We start from the raw sequence: 12,575 nt of genomic DNA, 5'->3' as shown, positions 1-12,575 counted from the left end.
GCGGGGTATCAGTGCAGCATGCAGGGCGTTGTCAGGAAATGCACATAGCAAAAAAGCCAACCCGAGGGCTGGCTTTTCTGTTGTGCCACGACAGTCTCCGGGACTGAAGTGGTGGGCGGTACAGGGTTCGAACCTGTGACCCCTACCATGTCAAGGTAGTGCTCTACCGCTGAGCTAACCGCCCGTTTTGCTTTCCTGCCCCGCTGCGAATGCGTCGGTGCAGGCCGCGTATATTACGGACGCCCCCCGGAAAGCGCAACACTTTTGTGAAGATATTTCACAACGTGGTGTTCAGCCCAGACTGGCCTCCTTCAACTGGCGGATCTGATCGCGTACGCGGGCCGCATCTTCGAACTCCAGATCGCGGGCGTGCTGGTACATCTGCTGCTCCAGGGCCTGCAGGCGCTTTGCGATCTGAGCCGGCTCCATCGTGCGGTAATCGGTGGACTCTTCGGCCACGCGCCCGCCCTTGCCTTTGCCCTTCCCTTTGCCGCGCGACTCTTTCTCGGCCGCTTCCGAACGCGCGCCTTCGAGCACATCGGTGATCGGACGCAGCACCGATTTGGGCACGATGCCGTGCAGTTCGTTGTATTCGACCTGCTTGGCGCGGCGGCGGTCGGTCTCGTCGATCGCGGCCTGCATCGAGCGGGTCATCTTGTCCGCATAGAGGATCGCCTTGCCGCGCAGGTTGCGCGCGGCGCGGCCGATGGTCTGGATCAGCGACCCGGTCGAACGCAGGAACCCTTCCTTGTCGGCATCCAGGATCGCCACCAGCGACACTTCCGGCATGTCCAGGCCTTCGCGCAGCAGGTTGATGCCGACCAGCACATCGAACTTGCCCAAGCGCAGATCGCGGATGATCTCCACACGCTCGACAGTATCGATATCCGAGTGCAGGTAACGCACGCGGATGCCGTGTTCGGTCAGGTACTCGGTCAGGTTCTCGGCCATGCGCTTGGTCAGCGTGGTGACCAGCACGCGGTCGCCCAGCTTGATGCGTTCGTTGACTTCGGACATCAGGTCATCGACCTGGGTGCCAACCGGGCGGATTTCGACCACCGGATCGATCAGGCCGGTCGGGCGCACCACCAGCTCGGTGATCTCGCCTTCGGTCTCGCGCAGCTCGTACGGCCCCGGCGTGGCCGAGACATAGATGCTGCGCGGGCAACGCTCCTCCCACTCTTCGAAACGCAGCGGACGGTTGTCCAGTGCCGACGGCAGGCGGAAACCGAACTCGACCAGGGTTTCCTTGCGCGAGCGGTCGCCTTTGAACATGGCGCCGATCTGAGGAATGGTCACGTGCGATTCGTCGATCACCAGCAGCGCATCCGGCGGCAGGTAATCGAACAGCGTCGGCGGCGGATCGCCGGCGTTCTTGCCGGTGAGATGCCGCGAGTAGTTCTCGATGCCGTTGCAGTAGCCGACCTCGGCCATCATTTCCAGATCGAACTGGGTACGCTGCGCCAGGCGCTGCGCTTCAACCAGCTTGTTCTGTTCGTACAGCTGTTCCAGGCGGACCTTCAACTCTGCCTTGATCGTGTCCACCGCCGACAGCACGCGCTCGCGGGTGGTCGCGTAGTGGGTCTTGGGATAGATCGTGTAGCGCATCATCTTGCGCAGGCTTTCGCCGGTCAGCGGATCGAACATGCTGATCTGCTCGACCTCGCCTTCAAACAACTCGATGCGCACCGCTTCGCTGTCCGATTCGGCCGGGAACACATCGATCACCTCGCCGCGCACGCGGAAGGTGCCGCGGTGAAGCTCGAACTCGTTGCGGGTGTACTGCAGCTGGGTCAGGTGCTTGATCAGGTCGCGCTGGTCGATCCGCTCACCGGTGGAGAGGATCAGGCGCATCGACAGATAGTCCTCGGGCGCGCCGAGGCCGTAGATCGCCGACACCGTCGCCACCACGATCGCATCCGGGCGCGACAGCAGGGTCTTGGTCGCCGCCAGCCGCATCTGCTCGATGTGCTCGTTGATCGAACTGTCCTTCTCGATGAAGGTGTCCGACGAGGGCACGTAAGCCTCCGGCTGGTAATAGTCGTAGTAGCTGACGAAATACTCGACCGCGTTGTGCGGGAAGAACGACTTGAACTCGCCGTACAACTGCGCCGCCAGGGTCTTGTTCGGCGCCATCACCAGCGTGGGTTTCTGCACCCGCTGGATCACATTGGCGACCGTGTAGGTCTTGCCGGAACCGGTGACGCCGAGCAGGGTCTGCTTGGCGATGCCCGCCTCGAAGTTGGCGGTCAGTTTCTCGATGGCCGCCGGTTGGTCGCCCGCCGGCGAATACGGGGATACAAGTTGGAAACGATCGCTCATGGTGCCGCCACTGCCGGGAAGCCTTCAGTATAACGGCCGGGTTGGTGACGGCCTGTTGAGGGGAGTGCCGACAGCAAAACGCGGCATGAACCGGCGGCGGCGGGGCCTTCGGGCCGCCAGAGTGAAGGTTGCCCGCCCCCTCCTGGACGGTCACCGTGAAACACTCCCGCCCAGCCACCTGCGCCGGCGTGACGCTGATCCAGTCGCTGATCGCGATGGCGGTCATGGCCGTGCTCACGGGCATGGCCCTGCCGGCCATCAAGCAGACCCGGGAACGCCTGCAGGCCGACAGCCTGCGCATGCAGCTGGCCTCGGCGTTGGCGACCGCGCGCAACACGGCGATCACCGAACGGCGCCCGATCGCGGTCTGCCCCACTGACGATGGCGTGACGTGCGGCCGGAACTGGAGCCGGGGCTGGGTGCTCTATGCCCCCGCAACGCCCTCCTCGGCCGAGGCTCCCTCCGCAGGTCACCTGCTGGTGCAGCAGCACGCCCGCTCGCGGCTGAGCGCCGGGGGGAGTCAGTCCAAGCCCCGCATCCAATTCCGGCCGGATGGGCGGCTGAATGGCAGCAATCAGTCAGTCACCTTCTGCCTGGACGGCGCCTCCCAAGGGAAGGTGGTGGTCAGCCTTGCAGGCCGGATACGCAGCGAGCGGCCGCGTGGTCCCGTGGCCTGCTGAGGCACGCGTTGCCCGCCGCGCGGAAACACAAAAAGCAAAAGCCGCGATTGCTCGCGGCTTTTGCAGATCTGGCGCCCGAAGTTGGACTCGAACCAACGACCCCCTGATTAACAGTCAAGTGCTCTAACCGGCTGAGCTATTCGGGCGGGGTGCGCATTCTAGCCAGCATCGGCAGTGTGATGCAAGCACTCCCACACAACCCGCGATATGCCAGCGTCACCAGCACCCGGAGACGGTCTTTTCAGTGGGCTTCTTGCGCCCCGCCTGATCCAGCGCCAACGTGCCGCACTTGTCCTTCGCCTGGGTTCCGCCGGCCACCGGGACGGCCTGGATACCGAACGTACTCGCCGTCGGGTCCTTGTCGAAAGACAGGGTGTAATGTGCGGTGCCATCGCGCGGTGACTGGGTGAACTGCAGCGTGGCGGTGGCGTACGTGTTCTGGACCGTGTGGTAACGCTCCAGGTTCTGGGCCAGTTCCACCAGATCGGCCTTGGCCTGGGCGCGCCGGGATTTCCGCACGGAGTCCTGGTAGGCCGGCATGGCGATGGTGGCAAGGATGGCCACCACGGCCACCGTAATCATCAGCTCGATCAGGGTGAAACCGGCGACCCGGCGGCGCAAAGCGGTCTGCATGGGGGCTCTCGTCATGAAGGTCATCAGCGCACCTGCCGCCAGGACTGGCGTCCGCAGGGGCGCGGCATGTACAGCGGATCCGCACCCGGTGCACGCAGCACGAAGGTGCACTGGTTGGCCTTGATCAACTCATCCACCGTGCAGGTGGCCTTGGTCGGGTCGCACGGGGTCAACTTGGGCACGAAGATGTTGCTGTCCTTCACTGGTGGGCCGCTATTGGTGGCCCCGCCCTTGGTCAGCGCGATGCCGCCGCAGTTGCCTGTGCACAGCGAATCGCCCCCGATGTCCAGACTGAGGCCTGTCATCGATCCAGCGCCGGTGAGCAGATCAAGCGAGTACATCCAGTTGGTGCCGCCACCGCCGCCGCAGACTGCCTGCCCCGGCTCGTAGGTGGTGAATACCACCTTGCGGTCCTGGATGGTCGGATAGCCAACGAAGCGCTCACCGGCCACCACGTCGCCGACGATCAGGTCGGTATACCAGCCGCGCTGGCTCACATAATTGACGGCGTTGCTGCTGACATCCCGCAGCGAGTACCCCCCGCTTCCGGCACGCGAGGTGATCTGCTGCGAGATCAGGTCACCGCGCCCGCCAATCGTCGAGCTCATGTTGTCCCAGACGCCGTACAGCGATTGCACCGGCGAAGACGAACTGACGGAATTGTCGTCATTGGTGAAGTACTGACCGGTGCCGAACACGATGTTGTAGCCACGCCCGGCCGCCTTGGAGACCTCCAGCCCCCCCATGATCGGCTGGGCGACACTGTTGCGGCTGGCAGTGAACAGCGGCGCGCCACTGTAGGCCACGGCCCACTTGCTGGGATCTGGATCGCGGAGGTCGAACTTCCACAGGTTGCCCTGCATGTCACCGCCATAGACGGTGTCGGCGATCCCGTTGTTGTTGTAGGCGGCCACCGGGGCGACGTTGATCAGGCCGTTGCGCAGCGCATAGCCGCTGCCGCTGGGCGACAGCCGCTTGAGCACCTGCCCGGTCTGGATATCCACCACGAACAGCACCGGCTTGCCACTGGATGCATTCACGCCGTTGCCGAAGATCGCCACGAACCGCGGCGCGCTGTCGGCCGTACTGCCGGAGACCGGGACGATCACCGGCTTGCCCAGCGCGAAGCCCATGTCCGAATCGGTCTTGCCCGAGACTTCCCACAGCACGTCATCCTTGGTGAAAGCCCCCGGATTGCTGATGTTCAAGCCGAACACCGCGCCGTTGCCGACAGCCTCTGCATTGGGCGCGCGGGTGGCGCCACCGGCACCGGTGGATCCGACCAGCACGGTATGCCAGGCATCGCCGTAATAGACATCCGACGAGGCCAGCGCGCCATCCACGTAGTACCGATGCGAATAGGTCGGATTGGCCAGCTCGGCCATGTGTTGCAGCGATGCGGACGGAATGAACGCGAAGAGTTCATTACCCGCCGTTGTGCCGGTGGAGGCGTCGAAGGCGTGCAGCATGCCGTCGTTCGCGCCGACATACACCATGGTGCTCCGGCTCTTCTTCGCGGTCAGGTAGTCGTTGTACCGGGTCGCCAGCGTCGCTTTCCAGGTGGGCGTGGAGCCCCACGCGCCATAGCCGTAGTTGTCGGCCGTGGACACGATCTCGGTGGTGGAGTTGACGATATCGCCAAGAATCGAGCCACGCGAGCGGAAGCCGCTGATGGCCGAGCCTTTCAGGTAGTTCACCAGATCGGCCACGCTGTGCGAGCCGAACCAGTCGGGAATCGAGCTGCTGAAACCCATGTTGGCCAACTGGGCCTTGCGGTCCGCACCCGGGACATCGTTTGCTTCGAACGGTGCGGCCGCCACCGGCACCAGCGCCCCGCTCCCATTGACCGTGGTCGGCGAGGTTGCCATGACGATGGTGCGGCCACTGGAACTCATCTTGGTCGAAGCGCGCCACAGCTCGATGTCATCGGTACCCGTGTCGGACACCTTGCTGGCAACGACATCCCCCACCCAGTCATTTGTTCCGGAGGCGACCTTGTAACTGGCCGAGACCGTGAACGAGCCCGCATTGATACGCGCACCGGACCCGCCGCCAGCCACCGGCGCGTCCCCCTCGGCTGCACTCTCGAAGATCGCCTCCAGGGCAGCCTTGAGCGCGGCCGGGTTACGTGCCAGGAAGTAGTTGTCCGGCGTGCCCGGCACCTTGGTGTCCCACTTGCCACTCGGGACACCGTACTTGGCGGCGTACCAGAGAGGACTCTGCAACTGGTTGGCCTGGGATCCGCTGAGCTTGTAGCGCACCACCGAAGGCTTGGTCCAGTTATTCGGCGGGTTCTCGGTGGAGCTGAGCACCGAGCCATTGCTGTTGCCAGGACGCAGCAGCAGACGCTGCACGTTGTTGGCCGCATTGGAGCCAACGATGGTATAGCCGGTCAGCATCGCATTGCCTGCATACGCCGACAGATTCTCAAGGCGCACCAGCACCTCGTCTTCGCCGATGGTCGCACTCAACAGTTCGTTGGAGCACACGGTATTGTTCGGCGAACGCCAGCACATGTCCGCGATGCCCGCCTTGTCGCCACAGGCTGCGCCGACGCAGTAACTCATCATGGTCACAACGTCGTTGTCATGGTCGTTGCCCCAGAGCGAATCCTCCCAGACCAGCGAGAAACTGCCGGACTTTCCGTCGGCACGGTACGGGCGCCCGTAGACGCGTTTGGGCCCGACCGCCGCCTCTTTGGTCCCGATGCCCACCGAGCCAAGGAAGCAACTGCGCCAGCCATTGCTGTTGAAACCTGCGCCACCCTCGTTGTTGGCCTGGCAAAGAGGAGACAGCGAAATCGTGCCGCCTGCGACGCTGATGTCGAACTTGGGCAGGTTCTCGGACATGGCCACCGTATACGTGGTCGCCGTGACCTTGTAATCGCCCGGCTTTCCTGCCAGGCCCGGCCGCAGGTCCGTCTCGGCGGCCGCCTTGGCCAGGCCCGCGATCAGATAGCTGCCTTCGGTGGACGGAATGTCCGGGCAGATACCGCGGACCAGGCTGAGCTGGTTCACCTCCAGCGCCTGGCAGATATCCTCGTGCGTATTGATCGATGCGTAACGCGGGGTTGCGGTGACGCGCCCGGCCAGGTAGCGCTTGCCATTGATGCCTTCAGCGGCGCCAAGCGCATCCGTGGCGGACTCCGCCGAGGCAAGATGCGGGACCGAGCCGACGTTGTCACTGTCAAAGGACGGCAGACCCGAGGACATCACCAGGATGTTGCAGGTCGCGCAGTACGAATTTCCGCCCTGCGCAGGGCTCCGATAGGGATCTTTCCACTCCACACCGACGGGCAGTCCGGACAGATCGCCGGTGTCGTCATACACCTTCGTGCCGGCACCGACATAGCGCAGTGCCTCGGCATACATCTCGGCCAGCGGATTGCCCCACGCACTGCACTTCTTGGCCTTGTCACCCGACGTGCCCGGGTCCAGCAGGTTGCCGCGATCACCAAAACCCTGGCGATTGAGGATGCTGTAGTCGTTGCAGTCGTTCCAGTTGTTGCTCCAGTTCCACTGATCGATGCGGAAGTTGGACATCGTGTTGATGATGCCCTCCGTCCCGCTGTTGCGCGCCAGACAGAACTGCCCGGTGGCGAGGTTGATCTCATCGCCGGCATCACACAGCTTGCTGCCGTTGCCGGCGATCTTGCCGATGTTCCTGCGCAGGACCCCGCCGTCGCGCGGGTGGGAATAGGTGCCGCTGACCAGGCCGAAACGCAAGCGCCCGCTTTCACCGTAGGCCTGCAGCAGGCCGCTGGGCTTATAGTGATCCTTGGTGCCATCGTTGTACTTGCGGCAGAAGCTCTCGCGATGCGCATCATTGGCGGGGTCACAAACTTCCACCCGGACGTCGTAGTCGGTCGTCGCCTTGGGCGTATCCGCTCCACCCTCGCCGGTGCGGTTGACGCCACACTGATACGAAGCCGTGGACGCCCACTCGGACCAGTTGCCACCGGCCACCCGCATCAACGGCGCGCCGTTGGCACTGATGCTTGCGTTGCAGAAGGATGTGGTCGAGGTCAATGGCGTGAAGCTGTTGATATCGGCGCCGGCATATACCTTGACCCAGGCATGCAGGTCGCTGGGAATCTGCGCGCGCTCCAGGACCGTCTTGGCCGCATCATCGGTGGAGCGTTGGCCGCCGTAGAGGACGTAGCGCATCACGTCCAGCCGGCTCATGGTCACCCAGTTGAGGAAGTTGCCCGACCAGCCCGTGCCACCACAGCTGTGCCCGTTGGTGCCGGTCGCCGGACCTGATGCCTTGAAGTGATTGCTGGTGTAGCTGTAGCAGAGCTTGGAATCGAAATAGCCTTCGTACGGGAACTTGTCCTGGTACGTGGTATCGATGATCTTGTCACCGTCCAGATCGCTGTAATCGCTGTAGGCCTTGTTGAACAGCTGCTCATCGCGCGACATCACCATCATCATCAGCGGCGGCTGGCTCTGCTTGGTATACAGCGGCTCCTGCGCGATGTCGTAGTCGCCCAGCGCGGCGCGCAGCGGCACGACGCGGCTGAGCAGGAAGCCCACCGCGATGACAAGGAAGCCAATGCGCAGCCAGTTGATCGTGCGCTTGCTGAAATGGAAGCGATCAGAGGTCATGGGATATAGATCGTGTCGACGACCGCACTGGCCGAGGGATTGGTCGGTTCGTCACTGGCCAGTGCAGTGATCTGGTAGATGTTGCCGGTCTCTTCGTTCTGACGCTCACCCACGCGCGCACTGGAGGCGGCGAAGCACTTGTCCAGGCGCCGGGTATAGCTCGCCTTGGCATCAGAGGTCCCGTCGGCCCAGGTCAGGGGATCGAAGATCGGGCTGCACTCTTCCTGCTTTGCCGTGTAGGTTCCGCCGGCCGCCAGGTCGGTATCGATGGTGTTCTCCAGCGTGCGTGCATCAGCCTCGGCATTCTGGAAGGCCAGGTTGGTGCGCAGGTAGTTGGCCGCCATGCGCTCCTGCATGCCGGTCACCTGCATGCCTGCTACGCCGAGAAGGGCAAGCAGGATCAATATGATGAGGGCCACATACAGCACGGCACCGTTCTGGCGGCGCGGTGCGACAAAGGGTTTTGGACGCGATGCCATGGAAGCCTCAATTGCCATAAAGGCGATTACGTACGGCGATCGTGGTTTGATAGACCGTCCGGAAACGACCGTCCGTCGGCGCGGTGAAGGTGACGCCCATGGCTGTCAACGCCGCATCCGCGTTGGCCTGCGCTGCGGCTGACGGATCCGGGCTTTCCAGCACCAGGCCCAGCTGCACTGACCCGACCCGGCGCCACGCATCGGCGGCCGGCGTGATCGAGGCATCCACGTCGGCAGCGGTTCCCTGCCGATCGATGTAGCCGGTGGGCGGCGAGGCGGCGCTGAGCGAGCGATCCTGCCCATACAGCAGCTGCATGTTGCGGACCCCCTCCACCAGTGCTTCCGGCGCACCTGCGACCAGGGCTTCACCGGGTTTGGCCGAGAACCGCACGCGATAGAGCGAACTCTGCTTGGTGGTGGCGTCGTAGCCGATGTAATAGACCACGCTCTCCGCGCGGTACAGCATGGCCTGGCCCGGCGTATAGAGGCTGGTGAAGCTGCCGGTGTTGTTCGGCGCGGACTCGAACGTCACGGTACCGGCAGACCCACTCACCGCGCTTGCCTGGAACATGGTGGCGGTCAGGCAGTCGGCGACACCGAACAGGCCCGGCGCTTCCACACCACTTTGGAGAACGGCCCAACGGCTGCTGTCGAAATTGAACACGGGCTTGTCGTCCGTGCCCCCCACCACGGTGACCGGGACACCATCGGGCACCAGAAACCGGAGCGCGACGATGTCGCTGCCGTCCACCCGATTGGTCAGCGCTGCGGCGTATTCCGTCGGCAGCGCGGGGGTGTACTCGATGCCGCCGGTCGACGGTGTGGCACTGAGGGTCAACGGGTCGCCGGGCTTGGTATCGGCGGCCTCGAAGCCCTGGATGGACTGCATGAAATCCAGCGCCGGGTGGCCGCCGGCATCGAACGTCGTCTGCATCGAGCCAGGGCTCTGCACGTTGTGACTCTGGTCGTTGACGCAACCGAAGTGGCCGGCCATGCGCAGATCACGCTGCAGGAAGTCCATCGCGAAACGGCCATTCTCCTGCACGCGCGCCAACCCTTCCGAGAGGCGCGAGGCCGTGCGCGAAGCGGCGAACACCTGCATCAGGCCCAACAGCAGGACCAGGCCGATGACCATGGCGATCATCAACTCGATCAGCGAAAGACCGCGTACGCGTTCTCGGGACGACATGGCGCGCATCACAGCTGGGTCCTCGCCGCAAAGGTGGTGTCTGCGGCATCCAGCCAGCGCTCGTCGCCCCAGCTCACGCTGACCGTCACTTCATCGCCGCTGCGGGTCACCTTGGCACTGGCTTCATCGCCCAGGGCCTTGCCCAGCCGGCAGCGCCAGTCCGTCATGTACTGATCCTTGGTGATCTTGGCGCCGATCGGCGATTTGCAATCGGCGGCCTTGGTGGTGGCCGCGTAGGTGCCTACGTAGGTCGTCGCGGCGACGCGGTTGATCCGGATCTGGTCCAGCAGCTCGTAGCTGAGGTTGGTCGCCTGGGTGCGGAAATTCGCGCTTTGCACGAACCGCACGTTCATCGTCTGCAGCAGCGCGAAACCAAGCAGGCCGATGCTCATCACCACGATCGCGATCAGCACCTCGATCATGGTGAAGCCGCCCTGCCCTGCGCGCCGCGCGCCAAGATGTCTTGCCGTCACTTGCAGCTCTCCCGTTCCACACGTACCTGCCCCACCGCCGACAGCCGCAGCGTGCGCTGCAGCGGCAGGTCCCCGCACTCATCGGGCTTGAGGGTGATGTCAAGCGCCGATGCAGCGCGATTTCGACCCCGGCCGTCAAAGGCCAGCGTCAGGTTGTTCTCGCTGCCCAGCATCTTGGTCGAGCCAGCCGAGTACCGCAGCACCGGTTCGCCGGAATCGAAACTGCCGCTGCCGTCGGCATCGGACCAGACCATCCAGCCGTCGCCCCAGGTATCACCGTTGCAGCTGGTGCCATCGGATGAGGCGCATACCCCCGCCCCCCGGGTGTTCTTCAGCGCTTCGCTGCGCGCCAGCGCCAATGAAGCGATCAGCTCGTTGGTGGTGGTGGCCGCCCGGTTCGAGCGCAGCACGCCCTGGAAGCTCGGAAACGCAATCACTGCCAGGATGGCAAGCACCGCGATGGTGACCATCAACTCGATCAGTGTGAAGCCGTTGGACCGGCGCAAAGACATGAAACGCTCCCCAGCGTTGATGACACAGAAGATGAACGTCCCGCCGCCGATCAGCAAGAGGCGGCAGGACGAACGGTCGCCCGGAGGCGACAGGCGTCAATCAGTTGACGCAGATCCAGACCGACGGCCGGCCCCTGCCCGCCGCCGGCCCGGTCAGGGCCTCAGGCCATGACCTTGTAGCAGGGCTGGTACTCGCCCGAGATCTTCATGCGGCGCTGTTCGACGAAGGCGCGCAGCAGCTCATCCAGGGCCTGCATCATGTCCGCATCGCCATGGATCTCGAACGGACCGAACTGCTCGATGCGGCGCATGCCGTCTTCCTTCACGTTGCCGGCCACGATGCCGGAGAACGCGCGACGCAGGTCGGCCGCCAGGGCATGCGGCGGACGGCCGTGATGCAGGTCCAGCGCGGCCATCGCCTCGTGGGTCGGCACGAACGGCTGTTGGTATTCCCACGGAATCTCGATCGACCAGTTGAAGAAGAACGAGTCCTTCTGCGCCAGGCGGTGCTCGCGCACGCGCTTGATGCCCTGGGCCATCTTGCGGGCCACGTTGACCGGGTCGCCGATGATGATTTCGTAGCGGCTGGCAGCTTCCTCACCCAGGGTGAGGCGGATGAAGCGGTCGATCTGCTCGAAGTATGGCGCGGCGACGGTCGGGCCGGTCAGGATCAGCGGGAATGGCAGGTCCTTGTTCTCGTCGCGCAGCAGGATGCCCAGCAGATACAGGATCTCCTCCGCGGTGCCGACACCGCCGGCGAACACGATGATGCCGTGGCCGATACGCACGAACGCTTCGAGACGCTTCTCGATGTCCGGCATGATCACCAGGTGGTTCACGATCGGGTTCGGCGACTCGGCGGCGATGATGCCCGGCTCGGTCAGGCCGATGTAACGCGTGGTGGTCTTGCGCTGCTTGGCATGGGCGATGGTGGCGCCCTTCATCGGGCCCTTCATCGCGCCCGGGCCGCAGCCGGTGCAGATGTCCAGCCCGCGCAGGCCCAGCTCGTAGCCGACCTGTTTGGTGTACAGATACTCATCGCGGCCGATCGAATGGCCGCCCCAGCAGACCACCAGGTTCGGGTCGCCCGGGTTGAGGATGCGCGCGTTGCGCAGCAGCCCGAACACCGCGTTGGTGATGCCCTCGGAGGACTCCAGTTCGGCCGCATAGGCCGGGCCCATCTCGATGGCCATGTAGGCCAGATCGCGGACCACCGCGAACAGCAGCTCGGCCACGCCGCGGATGATCTCACCATCCACGAACGCCATCGCCGGTGCATTGACCAGATCGATGCGCACGCCGCGGTCCTGCTGGGCCACCTGGATATCGAAATCGGGATACAGATCGCGCGCCGCGCGCGGATCGTCCGAAGCACTGCCGCTGGTCAGCACGGCCAGCGCGCAGCGGCGCAGCAGCTCGTGCATGCCACCACCGGAGGCATCGCGCAGGCGCGCCACTTCCGCGCGCGACAGCACATCCAGCCCACCGCGCGGGTAGATCCGCGCGTCCTGCACCGGCAGCGTCCGCGCCGGCTTTTCGTTGATCGTCATGTCCATCTTTTTCGCTTTCCTCAAGGTTACCGACTGTACCGCTGCCCCCTTAAAAAGCAAAACGGCCGGGAAACCCGACCGTTGGATGTGTCCTGACCGCGACAGGGGCACTGGGCCGTCGCAATTGCGC

9 protein-coding genes and 2 tRNA genes are annotated in these 12,575 nt (G+C 64.3%); 1 reads left to right on the top strand and 10 read right to left on the bottom strand.

The window, feature by feature from the left end; translation table 11 throughout:
- Positions 1–109 precede the first annotated feature (109 nt).
- Together ACW6W5_RS08205 and uvrB are read right to left on the bottom strand one after the other, a co-directional pair.
- Positions 110–184, bottom strand: a tRNA-Val gene (locus tag ACW6W5_RS08205).
- Positions 185–291: 107 nt separating this feature from the next.
- Positions 292–2,322 (bottom strand): excinuclease ABC subunit UvrB, encoded by a 2,031-nt coding sequence (uvrB, locus tag ACW6W5_RS08200; protein ID WP_121041682.1) that lies wholly within the window; start codon positions 2,320–2,322, stop codon positions 292–294.
- 155 nt (positions 2,323–2,477) lie between these two features.
- Here uvrB and ACW6W5_RS08195 point away from each other — a divergent pair, with 155 nt between their 5' ends.
- Entirely contained in the window at positions 2,478–3,002 is a 525-nt protein-coding gene (locus tag ACW6W5_RS08195) for a GspH/FimT family pseudopilin (RefSeq protein ID WP_152151469.1), read from the top strand.
- Between the two features lie 69 nt (positions 3,003–3,071).
- Here the strand turns inward: ACW6W5_RS08195 and ACW6W5_RS08190 are convergent.
- The 8 genes from ACW6W5_RS08190 to ppnN form a co-directional block, all read right to left on the bottom strand.
- A tRNA-Asn gene (locus ACW6W5_RS08190) sits at positions 3,072–3,148 on the bottom strand.
- A gap of 70 nt (positions 3,149–3,218) precedes the next feature.
- Positions 3,219–3,635 (bottom strand): type IV pilin protein, encoded by a 417-nt coding sequence (locus ACW6W5_RS08185; protein WP_183073773.1) that lies wholly within the window; start codon positions 3,633–3,635, stop codon positions 3,219–3,221.
- Between the two features lie 23 nt (positions 3,636–3,658).
- Positions 3,659–8,242 carry a pilus assembly protein gene (locus ACW6W5_RS08180; RefSeq protein ID WP_152151468.1) on the bottom strand — a complete coding sequence of 1,528 codons (4,584 nt, stop codon included), beginning with the start codon at positions 8,240–8,242 and terminating at the stop codon, positions 3,659–3,661.
- Positions 8,239–8,721, bottom strand: a complete 483-nt coding sequence (locus ACW6W5_RS08175) for a pilus assembly PilX family protein (RefSeq protein WP_121041674.1) — start codon at positions 8,719–8,721, stop codon at positions 8,239–8,241. The genes ACW6W5_RS08180 and ACW6W5_RS08175 overlap by 4 nt, the downstream gene beginning before the upstream one ends.
- Positions 8,722–8,728: 7 nt before the next feature.
- Positions 8,729–9,910, bottom strand: a complete 1,182-nt coding sequence (locus ACW6W5_RS08170) for a PilW family protein (protein WP_226956587.1) — start codon at positions 9,908–9,910, stop codon at positions 8,729–8,731.
- Between the two features lie 8 nt (positions 9,911–9,918).
- Positions 9,919–10,383 (bottom strand): type IV pilus modification protein PilV, encoded by a 465-nt coding sequence (gene pilV, locus ACW6W5_RS08165; protein ID WP_152151464.1) that lies wholly within the window; start codon positions 10,381–10,383, stop codon positions 9,919–9,921.
- Complete coding sequence (locus tag ACW6W5_RS08160) at positions 10,380–10,895, bottom strand: GspH/FimT family pseudopilin (RefSeq protein ID WP_121042207.1); 516 nt, start codon at positions 10,893–10,895, stop codon at positions 10,380–10,382. The genes pilV and ACW6W5_RS08160 overlap by 4 nt, the downstream gene beginning before the upstream one ends.
- A gap of 161 nt (positions 10,896–11,056) precedes the next feature.
- Entirely contained in the window at positions 11,057–12,445 is a 1,389-nt protein-coding gene (gene ppnN / locus ACW6W5_RS08155; RefSeq protein ID WP_121042205.1) for a nucleotide 5'-monophosphate nucleosidase PpnN, read from the bottom strand.
- Between the last annotated feature and the right edge of the window lie 130 nt (positions 12,446–12,575).

It is taken from the genome of Stenotrophomonas sp. IS26, assembly GCF_054188265.1.
Note: the sequence above shows the minus strand (reverse complement) of the source record. Positions and strands in the feature narration are given on the sequence as shown.